The organism is Pseudoalteromonas sp. APC 3355, assembly GCF_030407615.1.
Classification (GTDB): Bacteria; Pseudomonadota; Gammaproteobacteria; order Enterobacterales; family Alteromonadaceae; genus Pseudoalteromonas; species Pseudoalteromonas distincta.
Genome location: NZ_JASDDB010000003.1, coordinates 162,155 through 182,519 on the forward strand (window position 1 = coordinate 162,155; position 20,365 = coordinate 182,519).

Genomic DNA, 20,365 nt, shown 5'->3' on the forward strand with positions numbered 1-20,365 from the left:
TAAACTCAGCCTTAATAGTGTGTATTTACAACTGGTTTTTATAAACAACACCTGCTTTCATTACAAAAGGTACTGCCTCTAAGGTTTTAATACTTTTAAGAGGATTTGCTTTTACCGCAATTATATCAGCTGCAAAGCCTGCTTTAATTTGTCCTAATTGAGTATCCATTTTTAATAACTTAGCGCTATTAATAGTTGATGCTTGAATGGCTTGTAGTTCTGTCATACCAAATTCAACCATGCGGCTAAACTGTTTTGCATTATCTCCGTGCGGGTAAATTGCTGCATCGGTACCGAACACCATTTTAACACCCGCTTTTACAGCACGGCTAAAGCTATCACGTTGCCTTTTAGACACTTGGCGCTCTTTATTTAGGTTTTCTTCGTCTACGCCGTTTTGCTCGCCATAAGTGAGCGTATATTCGGTATTATAAATATCCATAGAAAGCCAAGTACCATGCTCTTTGGCAAGCGCTATGGCCTCGTCATCTAAAAAGCTGGCGTGTTCAATACTATCAACACCTGCTTTAATGGCTGTTTTAATCCCGCTTGTACCGTGTGCATGAGCTGCAACAGGTAAATCTCGCATATGGGTTTCATCAACGATGGCTTTCATTTCTTCAAAAGAATACTGCTGTGCACCTACTTTAGTCCCTTTTGAAAATACTCCACCTGTGGCGCAAAACTTAATAGCATTTGCCCCGTATTTAATATTTTCGCGTACTTTTATACGCGCAGCCCATGGACCGTCTGCGACGCCACTTGAAGTATATTTAAGCTCAGGAGGTAATCGGTTGTTATCACAGTGCCCGCCAGTAATGCCGAGTGATGGGCCTGCAGCCCAAATGCGTGGGCCAACTATGTCACCCGCATTTATGCCGTCACGCACCGCTATAACGCTGTAACCTTCTGCGCCAACATTACGTACTGTTGTAAATCCAGCTTCTAAGGTTTTTTTAGCAAAATGAGCCGCTTTAATCGCCATTCTAGGAACTGATTGACCCAAGCGTTCACTGCGCGGCACCGTAGGGTCACTCGTTAGATGCACATGCATATCCATTAAACCTGGCATAAGGGTTAAATCAGGTAGTTGAATATGTTTATCATCTTTAGACAGCGTTGGTTTTTTATTTTGTTCAATGTTTGTAATTACGCCATCATCAATAGTAATTAAAGGGGATTTAATTAGCTTGCCATCTTCTACATCAACCATGGCTTTAGCCGATAGGTATGTAACTGCATGGGTATTAAAAGCGGTTAAGCAAAGTAAGGCAATAGAGGTGCTGAGTAGTTGTTTTTTCATTTTATTTTTCTTTTAAATCATATTTTAATTAATAGAAATGTAACAAGTTCAGATAAAAGTGCAAATTTAATACGATGAATGCAATCTATCGTAATTTCTTTATTAAGCACGCTTTAATGCGCATAATTAAGAAACGATATTAAAAAGGATTATCATGAAATCAATTAAATTAGCATTAGTTGCCAGTGGCGTTATGTTTGCTTTAAGTGGCTGTATGAATACTGAGCTTAGTACACACACTAATACCAGTACGCAGTTAAACACAGTTAACGCATCGGCAGGTATTGTTTCAGAGCTTTCAGCAGAGCAACAACTCGATGTGCTTGTTGCACAGTATTACGATGAATCGCTCACATATAGCCCCATCAGCGCAACGTACAATGGTCGTAATGAGTTTAACAATCAATTCACGCCTGTGATTTCAGAAGAAAATAGAGCAAAAAAAGCCGCTTTTTATAAAAAATATCAACAGCGATTAAACTTTATAGATAAAGCACAGTTAACAGGGCAATCGCTTTTAAGCTTTGAAATATTAGAGCGCGACCTTGCACTTAAATTAGAAGGCATGCAGTTTCCTGATTATTTACTACCAATAAATCAAATGGCGGGTGCGCATAACACCTTTGCAGGTTTTGGTTCAGGTCAAAGTGCTCAGCCGTTCAATACCGTTGAAGATTACACCGCTTTTATCTCGCGTAGCGAAGGTTTTGTAAAGTGGCTTGCCAGTGTAGAGCGTTCAATGGCGCAAGGCATTAAACTAGGTATTACGTTACCAAAACCACTTGCTGAAAAATTACAGCCACAATTTGCAGCTCATGTAGTTAAAAATGCCGAAGATTCATTATTTTGGGGACCAATTAAAAAATTACCAGAATCGTTTAGCGCACAGCAAAAGCAAAAAATTACAGCGCAGTATCGTCAATTGATTATGCAGCACTTAGTACCGGCTTATAAAAGCATGAGCGACTTTTTAGCTAATCAGTATATTCCTAATAGTCGAGAAAGCGTAGGTTACAGTGACTTACCAAACGGTAAAGCGTGGTACGAATACCAAATTAAGAAAAACACAACGCTTAGCTTATCTGCAGACGAAATTCATGACATTGGTTTAAGTGAAGTGTCGCGCATTTTAAGCGAAATGAAAAAAGTAAAAGAAACCGTAGGCTTTAAAGGTGAGCTATCTGAATTTTTTGATCATTTACGTGATTCAGATGAATTTTACTACGACACGCCCGAGGAGTTAATTGCGGCATATGAAAACGTTAAGAAAAAAATAGATGCGCGTTTGCCTCTACTTTTTAACATAGCCCCCAAAGCACCTTACGTTGTAAAAGCAGTTGAAGCATACAGAGCGCAGTCGGCAGCAGGTGCATCCTATGCATCTCCGGCGCCTGATGGCTCTCGTCCTGGTATTTTTTATATCAATGCTTATAACTTAAAAGCGCAGCCTAAATTTTTACTCGAAACTTTATCGATTCACGAAGCAGCCCCGGGTCATCACTTTCAAATAGCACTTCAGCAAGAAATTGAGGGCTTACCTGATTTTCGTAAATTTGGTGGTTATACCGTGTTTGCAGAAGGTTGGGCGCTTTACGCAGAAAGCTTAGGTAAAGAGCTAGGCTTATTTACCGACCCTTATATGTGGTATGGACGTTTATCGGATGAGCAATTACGCGCAATGCGTTTAGTGCTTGATACCGGTTTTCATGCAAAAGGGTGGACGCGTCAACAAGGTATAGATTACATGCTTGCAAATTCATCTATGGCTAAAAGTGATGTAATTGCTGAAGTAGAGCGCTATATAGCATGGCCAGGCCAAGCGCTTTCTTACAAGTTAGGGCAATTTAAAATTCAAGAATTACGTGATTTTTCTAAAAAACAACTGGGTGATAAATTTGATATTAAAGCGTTTCACACGCAAATATTAATTGATGGCGCATTGCCAATGCCAATTCTAGAGGAAAAAATTAAGCGTTGGGTTAAATCTCAAAGCTAATTTGTAGCGCAAAGCCAGTACTTTGAAAGGGTATTGGCTTTGCGCCATTTACAGCAATACGGTAGAATGCGCGCTCTTTAGGGGGCACGAGTAAACTATGTTTGATCAACAATTAGCAAATACACAATTTTGGCTTAAAAAAAGCTTAAGCGACATGAGTCAAAACGAATGGGAAGCCATTTGTGATGGATGCGGAAAATGTTGTTTAAATACGTTTATTGATAGCGAAGATGAAGACGAATTTACCGCCACCGATCAGTTACGCGAAGGTGAGCAATTAATATTTACTAATATTGTATGTCAGTATCTTGATAACAACACCTGTGGTTGTAGCGAATATGAAAACCGCCAAACGCTTGTTCCTTCTTGTGTAAAACTCACAAAAGAAAACCTTAAAGACATCTTTTTTATGCCACAAAGCTGCAGTTACCGTCGTTTACATGAAGGTCGTGGTTTGGCTTCTTGGCATCCGTTATTAAATAATGGTGATAAAACAAAGATGCATGAGCTAGGTATTTCTGTAAAAGACAAAACAGTAAAAGATTGCGATGTAAAGCTCGACGACTTTGATTTGTACATTGCAGAATGGCCAACAAAGGACGTAGATTAATGAGTAAACAACAAGCCGTAATTGGTTTAATCAATCCTAAAAGCCCGACTAATGTTGGTGGTGTATTGCGAGCAGCTGGCTGTTATGACGCTAAACAAGTTTTTTTTACAGGCAATCGCTACTTAAATGCCAAAAAATTCCATACAGATACAAAAAATGTAGTGGAGCGTATTCCTTTAACCGAAACAGATAATTTAGAAGCAATAAAGCCACAAGGCGCAACGGTTGTGGTTATTGAGCTTATTGAAGGTGCAACACCTTTACCTGAGTTTAAACATCCTGAAAATGCATTTTATGTATTTGGGCCCGAAGATGGTTCTGTATCAAAAGACGTCTTAAAGTGGTGCGATGAGGTTGTTTATATTCCAACTATTGGCTGTATGAATTTAGCGGCAACCTGTAATGTAGTTTTGTATGACCGCTTGGCTAAATTAGGTGGCGTTGAGAGTAGTGACGATACTATTATTAGCTCTCGCGATACAAACAATAAAATGAGGTGGCAAAAAAGCTGATTAGTTAAGGTTTATTTGTGCAAAAGTGATAGTAGTAGCTAAACTTAAAAACACTATTAATCACAAATAGATACTAAAATGCGCTGCTTTTATTTTATATTATTGCTAACAACTAGTAATAGTTTTGCTGAAACATCGGTTGAGTATTTTCAAAATGGTACTCAACACACCTTAACTGGGCATTCCCATAAATCAGGGGTGCTCTATGAAGCTAAAAATTCCAAACAAACACTTCATCTAGCCACACTCGATTGGCCTCCCTATATTGGTAATAATGTATGTAATAAAGGCTGGGTTTATCAATTTTCAATTGCCTTGTTAAATAGTAAGGGCTAGAGCGTATATATTGAATTTTTGCCTTGGGCAAGAGCGGTACGAAATGTAGAACTAGGCAGGGCTGACATACTAATGCCTGAATACTTTATAGAAGATACAGCCCCCTCCGATTATGTTGATGGTAAAACACGTCGAGAATTACTCGGCTTATCTAATTCGTTTAAAGGTGGCAAAATTGCTTTTTTAAAAAGAAAAGGCGATATAGACCATTTCACAGGAAACTTGAACTCGCTCAAAGGGCTTAAGATTGGTGTTGTTCGAGGGTATCAAAATACGCCAGAGTTTGATGCAATGATGGACAATGGCGAGTTTGAAGTTATCACCTCTGTTGATGATTTACAGCTTGTTAAGCTACTGACTGCTAAACGTGTTGATTTGGTTATAGGCGACCCTCAAGCTTTGAAATCATCTGTGGCTTACTCCTCTTTAACTAAACCTGAAAAACAGTCTTTGCTTTCTTCCATTGAGCAAGAAAGCATTCCTTTGCAATATAACTCGTTATATTTTGCCATTAGTAAGCGTGCGCATAATTGGCTTTTAGTATTAGAGGATATAAACGAAGGGCTTTATCAGTTTAATAACAGTGGCGAAATAGACCGAATTATTAGTGCGACCAACACGCAATGTGAATAACGTTACTGGAACGTTCCATAAGTGCGCTGACTAATTTATATTTAAACATGTAAAATCGTTTTCAACTTGTTAATGGAGTGAAAACGACGTGAGTGAAATAAATACAAACCAATCATTCGCGGTCAACGAACAGCCAAATAAAAATTATCTGTTTCCACTGACTGCAATGACGACCCTATTTTTTTTATGGGGTTTTATTACTGTTTTAAACGATGTACTAATACCACGCTTAAAAGGCGTATTTGATTTGAGCTTTTTTGAAGCGATGCTAGTACAGTTTTGCTTTTTTGGAGCTTACTTTATTGTTTCTATTCCTGCGGGGCTTTTAGTTAAGCAATTTGGTTACAAAAAAGGGATTTTAACTGGTTTAATTGTGGCTTCAATGGGGTGTATGTTGTTTTACCCTGCTGTTGTAGTACATGAATATTGGCTATTTTTAGGCGCTTTATTTGTACTTGCTGCTGGTGTAACTGTACTTCAGGTTTCTGCCAATCCTTATGTTGCTGCTCTTGGCAGCGAAAAAACAGCTTCTTCTCGTCTAAATTTAGCACAAGCACTTAATGCGCTTGGTACTACCGTTGGGCCTTATGTTGGTGGTTTATTATTTTTCGGTACAGCAGGTAGTTTAGCCGCATCGGCTGCAACTGCTGAATCTGTAAAAGTGCCTTATCTAATGCTTGCTGGCGCTTTATTACTTATCGCTATTGTATTTGCCTTTATAAAGCTTCCAGAAATTGAAGCCCACAAAGAGGAAAATAATACAGCAATTGAATCTCGTTCGTTAATGCAAGCACCGCACTTAACTATGGGTGTACTTGCTATATTTTGCTACGTAGGCGGGGAAGTTGCCATTGGCAGCTTTTTAGTTAACTACTTTGGTGAGGCGCACATAGCAGGGCTTGAAGAGCATACTGCGGCTGCACTTATTAGTTATTACTGGGGCGGGGCAATGGTAGGGCGTTTTATTGGCTCTGTATTATTACAAAAGATAGCACCTTCTAAAGCTATAGCGTTTAATGCATTTAGTATTATTGCGCTATTACTGATCACTATTTTTACTCAAGGTGACGTAGCTTTATACTCAGTATTGGCAATTGGTTTATTTAACTCAATTATGTTCCCGACTATATTTTCAGTTGCAATCGAGCGACTAGGATCATTGACGAGCAAAGGTTCTGGCTGGTTATGTTTAGCAATTGTTGGTGGTGCGCTTGTACCATTACTGCAAGGGTTTATAGCTGATACAGTAAATATACAGCTAAGCTTTTTTGTTCCAATGTTATGTTATGTATTTATTGCATGGTACGGTTTGAATGTTGTTCGCTTAGCAGATAAGTGGAAATAACAGACTATACAAGAGTGACTGAATACGTATTCAGTCACTTATAAAGCTACATTTAATGGGAACGTTCCACAAGCAATAAATCTAGTCATTTATTATTTTAATATTAGCCAGTTACCCACAAAAGCCTTTTGTTTTACAATCCTTTATTCTTATTTTTAATCAATAACCTAACTGTAAGTCTCTTTTACTAGGACATTTAGCTAAATTTTTGCTAAAACAGTAAGGCTAATAACGATAAATAATAAAAAGGATGTATATGCTTAACTCGTTGAAATTTACTTCCAAAGTGACTATTGCAGCCTCCTTAATTTTGGTTTTGGTGCTAGGGTTATTTACTTTTAATAACTACATTGCGATGCGCAAGCAAACCGAGCAGCAGTTAAGCTTGGTATTGCAACAAAATTCCGAATCTGTTTCACAAAATATAGCGAGTTGGTTAAATGCAAAGTTGGCGATTGTAATATCAATTGCTAAAACCCATAAAGCTAATGATTCTAAAGCACTCACCCTTTCACAATTAAATACAGCAGAGCTTGCTGGAAGCTTTAAAAATACGTATATAGGTAAATCCAGCGGCACGTTTATATTAAACGATCAATCAGTCGTTTTACCTCCAGATTTTGATGCGACTTCTCGCCCTTGGTATAAATTAGTCGAAAACAAATCAAATACCGCTTTTACAACTCCTTATATTGATGTAACCACTAACGAGCTTACAATTTCAGCGGTAGTACCCATACTCCAAAATGGTCAGTTTAGCGGCGTTGCAGGTGCCGATATTGATATGCAGACCGTGACAAAAATTATCAACGATATTGACTTTTTAGGACTCGGTTATGGTTTTTTACTCGATAACAAAGGCCAAGTGTTAAGCCATCCAAATGCTCAGTTAAACTTAAAAAATGCATCTGACATCTTTGGCACCAATACGCCTTTACAAAGTGAGTTTACCCAGTACGAGATAAACGGAGAGTCTAAGCTTATTTCGTTTACAAAAATTAGTGGTATTGAAAACGTAGATTGGTACCTAGGTGTTGTTATAGACAAAGATAAAGCGTATGCCAGTGTCTCTAATTTTGGCCAAACCGCAGCTGTTTTTATGGTGATAGGAATTATCACTATTATAATTATGATGCAGCTTTTATTACGCTATTTAATGCAGCCAATGAATCGTTTAAACGATGCTATTAAAGATATAGCACAAGGTGAGGGCGATTTAACAAGGCGTTTAACCGTTGAAAACGATGATGAATTTGGCGATTTAAGCTATTCATTTAATATTTTCATCGAAAAAATTCAGCATTCAATAGAACAAGTAAAAGAGTCTACAAAGCAATTAGATACAGCAATTGAGAGCTTGGTATCACAAACACATTCTTCGCTGTCTATGTATGATGATCAAAGTAAACGAACCGATAGCGTTGCAGCAGCTATCAACCAGTTTTCTGCCACATCAATGGATATTTCAAGTAATGCAGAGAGTGCATCGCAGCTTGCTAAAAATGCAGATGAACATTCAACACAAAACCAAGAAGCATTAAGCCACAGTGTTGCAACTATCCACCAGCTCTCGGGTAATATGGAAAAAGCTCAGCAAACTATAAACAGTTTAAATACGCATACAGCCAGTATTGGCCAAGTGCTTGAAGTTATTAAAGGTGTAAGTGAGCAGACGAATTTATTGGCACTTAATGCCGCAATTGAGGCCGCTAGAGCAGGAGAGGCGGGACGCGGTTTTGCCGTTGTAGCAGATGAAGTTCGCCAATTAGCGCACCGCACTCAACAGTCAACGCAAGAGATTGAAGACACGGTTAGCCAGTTGCAAAAAGGCTCAAACCTTGCGGTAGAGCTTATGAAAACAAGCCTTGAAGGCAGTGAAAAAAGCGTGCAACAAGCCGATGCTGTTGGCAATTTAATGAGCCATGTTATACAAGCGATTCAACAAATTAACGATGCAAATCACTCTGTGGCCACTGCAACAGATGAGCAAAACCAAGTTGTTAAGTTATTAGATACAGATATTCAAACAATTAATTCGCTTTGTATACAAGGCAAGGCCAACTTAAATGACACGCTTGACGAATGTACCAAACTAAAACAACAGTTTAGTGCTTTAGAAAATATGGTTCAAAAGTTTAAAGTATAAAATTAATGACTAAAAAAAATGTGAATAAACCAAATTGGCTCAGTCTAATAAATATCGACAGTGTTTATAGCTCAGACATGCAACGCAAGGCGTTTTCTTTATTTACCATGATTGGGATTTCAATTGTGGTGATCGCAGTATTAGTGTTTTTTAATTATAAGCTTTATTCGCCACTACTAACCGCTTCATTAATTATCGTTAACATTACAAATATAAGCTGTTCTATCTATTTTATAAAAACGGGTAATCTGCAAGTTGTGGCATTAATAAGTATGAGCATTGTGTGCATGATGTTTGTTGCACTTGTTTATACCGGCGGTAAAGATAATACCGCGCTATATTGGCTAATGTTTTATCCTGTCGTAACGTTTGCATCTTTAGGGGTTAGATTAGGTGCTTGGTTAGGCTGTACCTTACTGTTTTCTTGTATTGTTATTTTATACGGCCCTGACTTTGGTCAAGTTAGCTATGGCAACGTAGAAAAAACACGTTTTATAGCGTCCTTTTCTATGGTGTTTTTATTCTCATTTATTGGTGAGTATTTTAGGCATAAAAGCCACATGGCTATTGCCGATATTACGCTAGAGCAAAAACAAGATGCTTATACTGACCCCCTTACTGGCATAGCAAATAGGCGTTTTATTACCTCTCATTTTTTAAAGCTTGCTCAAACACGCCCAGAGCAGTACTTACCTTTTTCAATATTGTTAATTGATTTAGATAATTTTAAATCTTTAAACGATACGCATGGTCACGATTTTGGTGATACGGTATTGATAGAATTTACCAAACTTCTTGAGTCTCAATTTTTGGCAACTGCGTTAAAGGCCCGTTATGGCGGTGAGGAATTTGTTGTTATTTTACCGCAGCTCACTGCCTCTGCAGCCTCTGTAATTGCTAACAAATTTCGAGAAGCCGTGGCAGGGCATGTTATATTTACTGATGACAAGCAGCGTATTTCAATCACCTGTAGCATTGGTATTTCCCAAGTAAATAAAGTAACTGATTATGATGATTCATTAAAGCAAGCTGATGAAGCTCTTTATAGTGCAAAGGCTGCTGGTCGCAATAGAGTCGTCTCAAACTAGTTGAAGGATTAATATGTCTCAAAGTAAATTAATATATGTTCATGACCCAATGTGTAGTTGGTGTTGGGGTTACTCACCAACCTGGCTTAAGCTAAAATTAGAGCTTGCTGGTAAAGTGGCAATTGAATATCAGGTAGGTGGCCTAGCACCCGATAGCCAAGACCCAATGCCACAAAATATGAAAGAGATGCTTGAGGGAACTTGGCATAAAATTTCAGCGCAGTTAGGTACGCAATTTAATTATGATTTTTGGCGCAACTGCCAGCCAAGGCGTTCAACGTATCCCGCATGCAGAGCTGCACTTATAGCGCGTAAAGCGGATAAAGAAGCTCAAATGGTGGCTGCTATTCAACACGCTTATTACCTAAACGCACAAAACCCGTCTGATGAAAGTACATTAATTAGTTTGGCTGAAAAAATTGGCTTAAATAAAGATGAGTTTTCGGAGCAGCTAACATCAAGCGAGCTTAATGAGGAGCTCAAAGCGGAGTTATCCTTTGTTCGCACTTTACCAATTCAAGGTTTTCCCTCACTAGTGCTTATTAAAGATAATAAAGCTTACCCTATCGAAATAAATTATACCGATTGGCACTATTGCCTTAATCAAATTAATTCAATTTTGGATTAACCACCTTCTTGCATCTTCTTAATAGGGGTATTTGGCCAGCAAGTCCCCTTATTCGCGTTAAAACCTCCTCGTAAGTCTTAATTGTTACCATTGTCATAAAAGCGACTTTTTTGCGCAACATCCTTGTCATGTTTCATCTATAAACTCCTGCTCATTGAATTATTAAGTCATAAATTATTTATATAACAAAGTTTATGACCTAAAAAAACAAACTAGCAAATCCGCTAACTAACGAGTAAAGGTGTATGCGATGAAAGGCGTTAAACCATTAATCTTAGCTGGTATTGTGGCCGCAAGTGCAGCAGTACACGCAAACGATTTAGATAAGGTTATTGATAAAAGCAGTGAAATTAATAAATCAGCTGCGCAATCACAAACAAAAATAGACAAGATTGCAGATTCAATGCAAGGACGTTTACAGCAATTTAAAACCCTCAATAAAGAGATTGATGGTTTAGCTGTATACAACGCCCAGCTAACTAAACAATTAAATAATCAAATAGAAGAGATGGAATCTTTAAACCTGTCAATGGATCAGGTTTCTATTATTGAACGTCAAATTACGCCGCTAATGCTTAGAATGATTGAAGGTCTTGAGCAGTTTGTATCTTTAGATATTCCATTTTTAGCTGATGAGCGCACTAAGCGCGTTACGTCTTTAAAAGAAATGATGAATCGTGCTGATATTAACTCAAGTGAAAAATTCCGCCGTGTACTTGAAGCGTATCAAGTAGAAGTAGACTACGGGCGCACTATTGAAGCTTATACCGCACTTTTAAATGTGGATGACAAAGAGCGTGAAGTTGATTTTTTACGCATTGGCCGTTTAGAGCTTATTTACTTAACACGCGATGGCAAAAAAGCAGGTAGTTGGAATGCAGATACAAAGTCATTTGAAGCATTACCAGACTCTACAATAAGCCAAATTAATAAAGGTTTACGCATTGCGCGTAAACAACTTGCCCCAGATATGTTAACTCTGCCAGTACATGCAGCAGAATAAGAGGTTGAAAATGAAATTGTTTACTCAAATGACAAAAATAGCTCTTTTTGCTGCAAGCCTAAGCATTACTGGTGCAAGTATAGCGGCAGAGCCAATGAACTTAGATTCATTACTTAAAACGCTTGAAAATGGTAAATCAGCTCAAAGCGAGCAAAATAAACAACGTGAACAAGAGTTTGCTGCTCGCCAAAGTGAGCAAGTACAAATGCTTAAAAATACCCAAGCAAAGCGCAATCAAATGCTGGTGGAATCTGAACGTCTAGAAACGCAATTTGAAGAAAACGAAGTAAAACTTGCTAACTTAACAGACACGCTTTCTAAACGAATGGGTTCGCTTAAAGAGTTGTTTGGCGTTCTTCAACAAGTTGCAGGGGATTCTAGTAATAAATTTGCGACATCAATAGTATCTGCTCAGATTGCTGGGCGCAGTACGTTTATGGATGACCTAGCTCAAAAGATGGGCTCAACTTCAAAACTTGCTTCAATAGAAGATATTGAAAAAGTATGGTTTGAATTACAACGCGAAATGACCGAGCAAGGTAAAGTAAGTCGTTTTAACGCAAGTGTTATTGTTGAAGGCGGTACTAAAGCACAGCAAGAAGTTGTGCGAGTGGGCGCATTTAACCTTATATCAAACGGTAAGTATTTAGAGTTTAATCCTTCGACTAATTCTTTGAGTGAATTAACTCGCCAACCTGTATCGCGCTTTACTGCAACAGCAGAAGAGCTACAAAGCACTAAAAGTGGCGTGGTGCAATTTGCACTTGACCCAACAGGTGGCTCTATACTTGGTTTATTAGTACAAGCACCGGATACCCAAGAGCGTGTTCACCAAGGTGGCACAGTGGGTTATGTGATTTTAGGCGTAGGTGTTATTGCACTTCTTATATCACTTGAGCGTTTTTTCTCACTATTGATTATGGGCGGTAAAATTCGTCGTCAGCTTAAAGATACTGTTGCACGTGATGACAATCCGCTTGGACGCGTAATGAAAGTAAAAGATCAATTTCCAAGTGTTTCACACGACACACTGGAGCTTAAATTAAGTGAAGCTATTTTACGTGAAATGCCAAAAGTGACGCGTAATTTAACACTTATCAAAATCATCTCTGTTGTTGCGCCGCTGTTAGGTTTACTAGGTACGGTAACCGGCATGATCAACACATTCCAAGCAATCACCTTATTTGGTACTGGGGATCCTAAGCTTATGGCGGGTGGTATTTCTCAAGCGCTAGTAACAACGGTATTGGGCTTAGTGGTCGCCATACCAACGGTATTTTTATACACCTTACTTAATACGCGCGCTAAAAATATCTTGTTAACTATTCAAGAGCAGAGCGCCGGTATTATTGCAGAGCGAAGCGAGAAGGGAGCATAAACCATGGTGCTATTGATTGACTCAATCAATGCTATCCGTGATTTTCTCGACACCGGTGGCCAAGTTCTCTTGGTCATCGGGGTGTTAATCTTCGCGATGTGGTTATTGATACTCGAGCGATTTATTTACTTTTTTAATGGTTTTAGAAGCTATAAACACGCTCTTAAAGCCAATTGGATTAACCGTGCAGAACGAGATAGCTGGAATGCAGAGCAAATACGCGAATCGATGATATCGCGAGCTGGTATGCGCTTAAACACCAATCTTTCTTTAATTAACGTGATGGTTGCTTTGTGTCCACTACTTGGTTTGTTAGGCACGGTGACGGGTATGATAGAAGTGTTTGATGTAATGGCAATTACCGGCACAGGGAGTGCGCGTTCAATGGCATCGGGGGTATCTAAAGCAACTATCCCGACAATGGCAGGCATGGTAGGTGCGTTATCTGGGGTATTTGCCTCAACGTACTTACAACGAAAAGCTAAGCGCGAAGTAGAACTACTACAAGACAGCATGGTTTTAGACCATTAAGCAAAATTTTGATGAGCGGCTTATATAAAGCCGCTCATCCTAGGAGAATAAAAATGAGAGCCCCGTTAGGAAACCTATTTCAAGAAGACGAAGCTGAAGAAATAAACATGACCCCAATGCTAGACGTTGTATTTATCATGCTTATTTTCTTTATTGTAACTGCCTCTTTTGTTAAAGAAGCCGGTATTGATGTAAACCGCCCAGAAGCCGCAACAGCGGTTAAAAAAGAGCGTGCTAATATTTTAGTGGCTATTTCTGATACAGGCGAGATTTGGATTAATAAACGTCAAATTGATGTACGCGCAGTACAAGCCAATATCGAGCGTTTAAAAGCAGAAAATCCACAAGGTAGCGTTGTGATTCAAGCAGATAAAAAAGCCACTACCGAAATGTTAATTAAGGTGATGGATGCCTCGCGCGCGGCGGGCGCATTTGATGTATCAATTGCCGCACAAGATGCGTCTTAAGGGCTAGTTATGTTGCGATATTTAGTTGCATTAGTGATAGCCGGTGTAGTGACCTTTATGTTGTTTTTAGGCATGCAGGCACTGATCACTGGCGGTGAAGGCGCTATGACGGATCCGGTAAAGGGTAACGTACTTGATTTTGTTCGCTTGAAAAAAGAAGAAACCGTACAAAAAAAAGAGCGTAAGCCACAAAAGCCACCAACACCAAAAGAGCCGCCACCACCAATGGAATCACCGCAAATGCAAAATAGTGATGCTACAGCAAATGCTAACAACTTTGACTTTGGTGCCAATGTAGATGCGGATGTAAATTTAGCCGGCGGGTTAGCACTTGAAACAAGTGATGGTGAATACTTACCGATTGTTAAGGTGGCCCCTGTTTATCCGCGCCGTGCGTTATCACGTGGCATAGAAGGCTACGTTATTGTTGAATTTACAGTAACAAAACAAGGTACTGTACGCGACCCACAAGTAGTAAAAGCAGAGCCTCAGTCACTCTTTGATAGAGCCGCGATGGATGCAGCCCTTAAATTTAAATATAAACCGCGCGTAGTAAACGGTGAAGCCGTTGAAGTTGCGGGTGTTCAGAACAAAATATCTTTCCAAATTAGCGGTTAATTAGTAATTAACCACGGGTAAACGGACAGAAATGCGAGGCGATTATGAAATTACTACCTACAGCTAAACTTTTAAAGTTAACACTATTTTGTACCGCTGCGATCAGTACAAGTATTGTTGCACCAAGTGCTCTAAGCCTAATTCCAGGGCTACATGTAGCTACGGCACATGCAGAGCAAGAACAAAAAACGAAACGTGTACCAGCACTGCGTGAAAAGGTTTATAGCCAGCTTGCTCGTGCCCAAAAGCTTGCAGACGATGGTGATGTTAAAGCAGGCCTTGAAGCGCTTGATAGCATTCAAGAGCGAGCTGCAAGCATGAACTCGTACGAAGTGGCAATGATGCATAACTTTTACGGGTTTATTTATTACAACGAAAACGACTTACCAAAAGCGATTGCCTCGTTTGAAAAAGTGGTAGCAGAGGAAGCCATTCCAGAGTCACTTCGTTTAAGCACTACATTTAGCTTGGCTCAACTGGCTATGGCTAATAGTGATTACACTAAAGTTATCTCTTTTTTAGATGACTGGGACAGTATTAACACTCAGCCTAAAACAGAAGGCTATTACTTGTTAAGAGCCCAAACATACTATCAGTTAAAAGATTATAAAAAAGGGCTTGAGTACATATCTCAAGTGATTGCTTTAAGCGACAGCGAAGGCAAAACACCTAAAGAAAACTGGTTAGTACTACAGCGTGCAATGTATTACTCGCTTAATCAAACTGACAAAGTTGTTGAAGTGCTTGAGCGCATGGTAAAGCTTTATAATAAGCCTGAGTATTGGGTGCAGTTATCGGGTATGTATGGTGAAACAGGTAGGGAAAAACAACAGTTGGCGGTAATTGAAGCCGCTTACCAGCAAGGATTTTTAACCTCTAAATCTGATTTACGCCAATTAGCGCAAGTGTATTTATACAATGGTTTAGCGTTTAAAGCTGCAAAAGTGATGAGCGATGCCATTGATAAAGATATTGCTGAAAAAACAGCAAAAAACTACGCTTTTGTTGCCGAGGCGATGATCCAAGCTAAAGAAGATGAAAAATCTATTACCTACTTTGCAAAAGCTGCTGATTTATCTGAGCACGGTAAATACGATCAACGTTTAGCCGAAGTATTTGTTAATACAGAGCAATATGAAGAAGCCGCCGACGCAGCGCGTAAAGCACTTGATAAAGGTGGTCTTGATTTTGAATCAAATGCATTTGTTGCACTGGGTATGGCGCAGTACAACATGCAAAATTTTGATGCATCAATTTTAGCGTTTGAGCAGGCAGAAAAACATAAAAAATCTCAGCGTTTAGCACAGCAGTGGATCAAATATGTAAAGCGCGAAAAAGTGCATGCAGAAACACTTAGAACAGCTTTACTGTAAATTTTAAAGCGCTTTACTAATTAACAAGTAACGCGTGTAAAACCAGTTCATAATCGCAATACTAAAACCGCCTCAGGGCGGTTTTTATCGTCTCTAAAAGCATCCAATTGTTTGATTTTAAATAAGTTACTTTTGTCATCTTATGGTTATTAAACTGTAACTACTTTGTCATAAGTCTCCCGTATTGTAACCGCAGCTAAACTCAAGTGACCTTAAAGCATTATTTAAGTGTTTTATGGTGACTTGAGTTTATTTGAGCACCTAAAAAATAATTAAATACTTTAACGGAGTGAACAATGAAATTATCTGACTTATTCAAAGTAAGTTTGATTGCAACTGCAGTATCTTTAGCTGGTTGTGGTGGAGACTTAGTAGTATCTGAAGGCGACACAACTATTAATGAAGGTGATACAGTAACCAACGTTATTGAAGGCGGTGACGATACAAGTGGTGAAACGTCATCACGTGATGATTCACAAAATGCTACCACTGGCTTTCCTACTGATATTGATAATGCACTAACTCAAGGTTTAGCAACTGATGTTTCTAGTGAGTTTACATCTATTACAGATAAGCCCGTTTATCGCTTAGCTGCAGATACTGTGTTTACTACTGATGTATCATTAACGAACGACGCACACTGGATCTTAAATGGCCGTACTGCGGTTGGTAATGATCGCGCAGATAATGCCAAGCTTTATATTCAGCAAGGTACAACGATTATTGGCGAAACAGGAGATGACTTCCTAGTTGTTCGTCGCGGTTCACAAATTGAATCGGTAGGGACTGTAAGTCAGCCCATTACAATGACCTCAATTCAAGATGTTACAGCTCAAGAAACAACGATTGGTCAGTGGGGCGGTTTAGTATTATTAGGTAACGCGCCAGCAAATTCTTGCGGCGACCAAGAAGGTGAAGCAACAGCTGATGAACTTGCTAGTTGTGGTGTGTCGGCTGAAGGTGATGCAGGTCAGTTTGGTGGCGATATCAGTGATGATAATTCAGGTACTTTAAAGTATGTACTTGTAAAGCAAGCCGGTAAAACGTTAGGTAATGGTGATGAGTTAAATGGTATTACGTTTGCCGGTGTTGGCTCTGCAACTACGGTTGATTATATTCAAGTACATGAAAATCTTGATGATGGTATCGAGTTCTTTGGTGGCACAGTTAATGTAAGCAATGTTGTACTTACAAATATTGGCGACGATTCGCTAGATTGGTCTTTTGGTTGGACGGGCTCAGCTACAAACGTTTATATTCAGCAAGCGGCTAACGTAGGCGATAACGCTATCGAAGCTGATAACTCTGAATTTGATTCAAGAGCAACACCATTAACACTACCTACTATTTCAAACGTTACAATTGTGGGTGCTGAGGGCAATAACGGCATTCGTTTACGTGCGGGTACTGCTGGGGTTCTTAAAAATGTATTTGTAACGGGCCCAGCTACTTATGAAAACTGCTTACGTGTAGGCTCTGATTCAGTACCTCGTGCAGAGGATGGCACACTTACGATTACAAACTCTATAGTTGCTTGTCAAACTGCAGCGAATAACTTTGGCAGCGAAGTTATTAACGGTGGCGATGTACAATCTTGGTTTGAAGGCCAAGACGCTAACCAAACACTTACCCCAGCTGATTTAATGCTAGATGACAACGGTTATACACCACTTGCTGGCTCGCCACTTATTGCAAATACTCAAATTGGTGCATTTGATGGCTCAACTAATTGGATGGAAGGTTGGACTGTTGGTATCAATGGCGGCTTTCCTACTGATATTGATAATGCGCTATCACAAGGTTTAGCCTCAGACGTATCTAGCGAATTTCCAGAAATTACAGATAAGCCAGTATATCGCTTAGCTGAAGATACAACGTTTACAGCGGATGTAACACTTACAAATGACGCACATTGGATTTTAAATGGCCGTACTGCAGTAGGTAATGACCGTGCAGACGCTACAACACTTTATGTTCAAGCCGGCACGACATTAATTGGTGAATCAGGTGATGACTTTTTAGTTGTTCGTCGTGGTTCGCAAATTAACGCAAATGGTAATGCAACTGCACCGATTACAATGACATCTATTGAAGATGTAACAGGCGCTGAAACAACAATTGGTCAATGGGGCGGCTTAGTATTATTAGGTAATGCACCCGCTAACTCGTGTGGCGATCAAACTGGCGAAACGACAGCTGAAGAACTTGCTAACTGTGGTGTATCTGCAGAAGGTGACGCTGGTCAGTTTGGTGGTGATATTATCGATGATAACTCAGGTGTTCTTCGTTATATTGTCGTTAAGCACGCAGGTAAAACTCTTGGTAACGGTGATGAGCTTAATGGTATTTCATTTGCGGGTGTAGGCTCTGCAACAAAAGTAGAATATATCCAAGTTCATCAAAATCTTGATGATGGCGTTGAGTTTTTTGGTGGTACTGTAAATGTTCGTAACATAGTACTTACTGACATTGGTGATGATGCATTTGATTGGTCGTTTGGTTGGACAGGTCGTGCGCAAAATATTTATATTCAACAAAGTGCTGTTGGTGGTGATAACGCTATTGAAGCGGATAACTCAGAATTTGATTCAAATGCTACACCTTTAACAAAACCACTAATTTCTAACGTAACAATTGTGGGTGCTGATGGTACTAACGGTGTTCGTTTACGTGCAGGTACAGCGGGCGTACTACGTAATGTAGTAATTACAGGGCCTGAAGGTTACTCAAACTGTTTACGTGTGGGTTCTGACTCTGTAGCAAATGCAGAATCTGGAGAGCTTTCTATTGAAAACTCAGTAGTGGCATGTAGTGAAGATAATAACTTTGGTAGTGAAGCAATTGGTGGTGGTAACGTCCAATCTTGGTTTGAAGGCCAAACAGGTAACCAAACGCTTACAGCTGCTGCCCTTAGTTTAGCAACCGATGGCTTTACACCTAAATCTAGCTCACCATTATTAGGTTCGGGTGTTGATTCGTCAGACCTTGATTCGTTCTTTACTAAAACAGATTATATTGGTGCGTTTGATGGCGATAATAACTGGATGGATGGTTGGACAGTTGCTATAACGCCAAGTTTTCCTGATGATATTCAAAACGCCTTAGAGCAGGGTTTTGCTACTGATGTATCAGCAAGCTTTCCTGAAATCACAGACAAGCCAGTTTATCAGTTAACTTCTGATGTTGTATTCACTTCAGACGTAACATTAACTAACGATGCACATTGGATTCTAAAAGGCCGTACAGCCGTAGGTAATGACCGCGCTGATGAAACGACTTTATATGTTCAATTTGGTACTACGCTTATTGGCGAGTCGGGTGATGACTTTTTAGTTGTTCGCCGTGGTTCTAAAATAGAGGCTGTGGGCAGTGCAACTCAGCCAATTACTATGACGTCTATTGAAGATGTTACTGGTGGCGAAACGACTATTGGTCAATGGGGCGGTTTAGTGCTTTTAGGTAATGCACCGGCTAACTCGTGTGGCGATCAAGAAGGCGAAGCTACCGCTGATGAGCTTGCAAACTGTGGTGTGTCTGCTGAAGGTGACGCTGGCCAATTTGGTGGTAATGACCCAGAAGATAACTCAGGTACTTTAAAATACGTGGCAGTTAAACAAGCAGGTAAAACGCTTGGTAACGGAGATGAGTTAAACGGCATTACGCTTGCTGGTGTTGGTAGTCAAACAGAGCTTGATTACATTCACGTTCATGAAAATCTGGACGATGGTGTTGAATTTTTCGGTGGTACTGCAAACATCAGTCACCTGGTTTTAACTAATATTGGTGATGACTCACTAGATTGGTCATTTGGTTGGACGGGTAAAGCGCAATACGTACTTATCAAGCAAGCTGACTCAACAGGTGATAATGCAATTGAGGCGGATAACTCTGAGTTTGATTCAAGTGCAACGCCACTCACAATGCCTACAATTTCTAATGTTACTATTATTGGTAATGTTGGGGTTAACGGTATACGTCTACGTGCAGGCACTGCGGGTATGCTTAAAAACGTGGTTGTGACAGGCGGGGCAGATTATTCAAATTGTTTACGTGTAGGTTCAGATTCAGCTCCTCGCGCAGAGGATGGTACATTAACTGTTACTCACTCAGTTGTTGCATGTGAAACGGCAAATAACTTTGGTACACAAGCTATTGGTACTGGTAATGTTGAGTCTTGGTTCTTAGGTCAAACAGGTAACTCTGTGCAAGCAGCCACAGACCTTGGTTTAGCAGATAACGGATATATGCCTTCGGCTGAGTCATTACTGTTAGGTAATGGTTTTGATTCTTCAAGCCTAGATAGTTACTTTGATTCAGTAGATTACATTGGTGCAATGGATGCACAAACAGACTGGACAGCAGGTTGGGTTAAGGTAGGTCTTTAATCCAAACCACATT

General features: G+C 39.6%; 15 protein-coding genes and 1 pseudogene. 15 read left to right on the forward strand and 1 reads right to left on the reverse strand.

The annotated features are described in order from the left end of the window. Positions 1-25: 25 nt before the first annotated feature. Complete coding sequence (locus QMA08_RS07195) at positions 26-1,303, reverse strand: amidohydrolase family protein (protein ID WP_290174045.1); 1,278 nt, start codon at positions 1,301-1,303, stop codon at positions 26-28. 154 nt (positions 1,304-1,457) lie between these two features. On the opposite strand from QMA08_RS07195, the gene QMA08_RS07200 reads away from it, so the two are divergent. From QMA08_RS07200 to QMA08_RS07270, 15 genes and pseudogenes are all read left to right on the forward strand, one after another. Further along, the gene (locus QMA08_RS07200) at positions 1,458-3,299 is read left to right on the forward strand and encodes a DUF885 domain-containing protein (protein WP_290174046.1); all 1,842 of its coding nucleotides are present in this window, start codon (positions 1,458-1,460) and stop codon (positions 3,297-3,299) included. Between the two features lie 97 nt (positions 3,300-3,396). Beyond that, positions 3,397-3,909 (forward strand): YcgN family cysteine cluster protein, encoded by a 513-nt coding sequence (locus tag QMA08_RS07205; RefSeq protein ID WP_004334734.1) that lies wholly within the window; start codon positions 3,397-3,399, stop codon positions 3,907-3,909. Continuing rightward, on the forward strand, positions 3,909-4,421 hold the full coding sequence (locus QMA08_RS07210; protein WP_024595017.1) for an RNA methyltransferase: 513 nt from the start codon (positions 3,909-3,911) through the stop codon (positions 4,419-4,421). The genes QMA08_RS07205 and QMA08_RS07210 overlap by 1 nt, the downstream gene beginning before the upstream one ends. A gap of 78 nt (positions 4,422-4,499) precedes the next feature. Continuing rightward, positions 4,500-5,390, forward strand: a pseudogene (locus QMA08_RS07215) (transporter substrate-binding domain-containing protein). Between the two features lie 88 nt (positions 5,391-5,478). Further along, positions 5,479-6,735 carry a sugar MFS transporter gene (locus QMA08_RS07220; protein WP_290174047.1) on the forward strand — a complete coding sequence of 419 codons (1,257 nt, stop codon included), beginning with the start codon at positions 5,479-5,481 and terminating at the stop codon, positions 6,733-6,735. 256 nt (positions 6,736-6,991) lie between these two features. Next, on the forward strand, positions 6,992-8,881 hold the full coding sequence (locus QMA08_RS07225) for a methyl-accepting chemotaxis protein (RefSeq protein WP_149603710.1): 1,890 nt from the start codon (positions 6,992-6,994) through the stop codon (positions 8,879-8,881). A 5-nt stretch (positions 8,882-8,886) separates the two neighbouring features. After that, a complete protein-coding gene (locus tag QMA08_RS07230) occupies positions 8,887-9,969 on the forward strand; it encodes a GGDEF domain-containing protein (RefSeq protein WP_290174048.1) in 1,083 nt (360 codons plus the stop codon). Between the two features lie 13 nt (positions 9,970-9,982). Then, complete coding sequence (locus tag QMA08_RS07235; protein ID WP_290174049.1) at positions 9,983-10,597, forward strand: DsbA family protein; 615 nt, start codon at positions 9,983-9,985, stop codon at positions 10,595-10,597. A 250-nt stretch (positions 10,598-10,847) separates the two neighbouring features. Next, positions 10,848-11,600, forward strand: a complete 753-nt coding sequence (locus QMA08_RS07240) for a DUF3450 domain-containing protein (protein ID WP_004334751.1) — start codon at positions 10,848-10,850, stop codon at positions 11,598-11,600. Positions 11,601-11,610: 10 nt separating this feature from the next. Next, positions 11,611-12,978 (forward strand): MotA/TolQ/ExbB proton channel family protein, encoded by a 1,368-nt coding sequence (locus QMA08_RS07245; protein WP_039487736.1) that lies wholly within the window; start codon positions 11,611-11,613, stop codon positions 12,976-12,978. Positions 12,979-12,981: 3 nt separating this feature from the next. Further along, a complete protein-coding gene (locus QMA08_RS07250; RefSeq protein ID WP_290174050.1) occupies positions 12,982-13,509 on the forward strand; it encodes a MotA/TolQ/ExbB proton channel family protein in 528 nt (175 codons plus the stop codon). Between the two features lie 53 nt (positions 13,510-13,562). Continuing rightward, a complete protein-coding gene (locus QMA08_RS07255; protein WP_004334764.1) occupies positions 13,563-13,976 on the forward strand; it encodes a biopolymer transporter ExbD in 414 nt (137 codons plus the stop codon). Positions 13,977-13,988: 12 nt separating this feature from the next. Further along, positions 13,989-14,594, forward strand: a complete 606-nt coding sequence (locus tag QMA08_RS07260; RefSeq protein ID WP_290174157.1) for an energy transducer TonB — start codon at positions 13,989-13,991, stop codon at positions 14,592-14,594. A 44-nt stretch (positions 14,595-14,638) separates the two neighbouring features. Beyond that, positions 14,639-15,967 carry a hypothetical protein gene (locus QMA08_RS07265; RefSeq protein ID WP_290174051.1) on the forward strand — a complete coding sequence of 443 codons (1,329 nt, stop codon included), beginning with the start codon at positions 14,639-14,641 and terminating at the stop codon, positions 15,965-15,967. Positions 15,968-16,263: 296 nt separating this feature from the next. Then, positions 16,264-20,352, forward strand: coding sequence for a hypothetical protein (locus QMA08_RS07270; RefSeq protein WP_290174052.1), 4,089 nt, complete (start codon positions 16,264-16,266; stop codon positions 20,350-20,352). Positions 20,353-20,365 lie beyond the last annotated feature (13 nt).

Bases quoted from the DNA above. Each gene is read 5' to 3' on its own strand.
- QMA08_RS07195 (WP_290174045.1), bottom strand. From the start codon at position 1,303: ATGAAAAAACAACTACTCAGCACCTCTATTGCCTTACTTTGCTTAACC.
- QMA08_RS07200 (WP_290174046.1), top strand. From the start codon at position 1,458: ATGAAATCAATTAAATTAGCATTAGTTGCCAGTGGCGTTATGTTTGCT.
- QMA08_RS07205 (WP_004334734.1), top strand. From the start codon at position 3,397: ATGTTTGATCAACAATTAGCAAATACACAATTTTGGCTTAAAAAAAGC.
- QMA08_RS07210 (WP_024595017.1), top strand. From the start codon at position 3,909: ATGAGTAAACAACAAGCCGTAATTGGTTTAATCAATCCTAAAAGCCCG.
- QMA08_RS07225 (WP_149603710.1), top strand. From the start codon at position 6,992: ATGCTTAACTCGTTGAAATTTACTTCCAAAGTGACTATTGCAGCCTCC.
- QMA08_RS07230 (WP_290174048.1), top strand. From the start codon at position 8,887: ATGACTAAAAAAAATGTGAATAAACCAAATTGGCTCAGTCTAATAAAT.
- QMA08_RS07235 (WP_290174049.1), top strand. From the start codon at position 9,983: ATGTCTCAAAGTAAATTAATATATGTTCATGACCCAATGTGTAGTTGG.
- QMA08_RS07240 (WP_004334751.1), top strand. From the start codon at position 10,848: ATGAAAGGCGTTAAACCATTAATCTTAGCTGGTATTGTGGCCGCAAGT.
- QMA08_RS07245 (WP_039487736.1), top strand. From the start codon at position 11,611: ATGAAATTGTTTACTCAAATGACAAAAATAGCTCTTTTTGCTGCAAGC.
- QMA08_RS07250 (WP_290174050.1), top strand. From the start codon at position 12,982: ATGGTGCTATTGATTGACTCAATCAATGCTATCCGTGATTTTCTCGAC.
- QMA08_RS07255 (WP_004334764.1), top strand. From the start codon at position 13,563: ATGAGAGCCCCGTTAGGAAACCTATTTCAAGAAGACGAAGCTGAAGAA.
- QMA08_RS07265 (WP_290174051.1), top strand. From the start codon at position 14,639: ATGAAATTACTACCTACAGCTAAACTTTTAAAGTTAACACTATTTTGT.
- QMA08_RS07270 (WP_290174052.1), top strand. From the start codon at position 16,264: ATGAAATTATCTGACTTATTCAAAGTAAGTTTGATTGCAACTGCAGTA.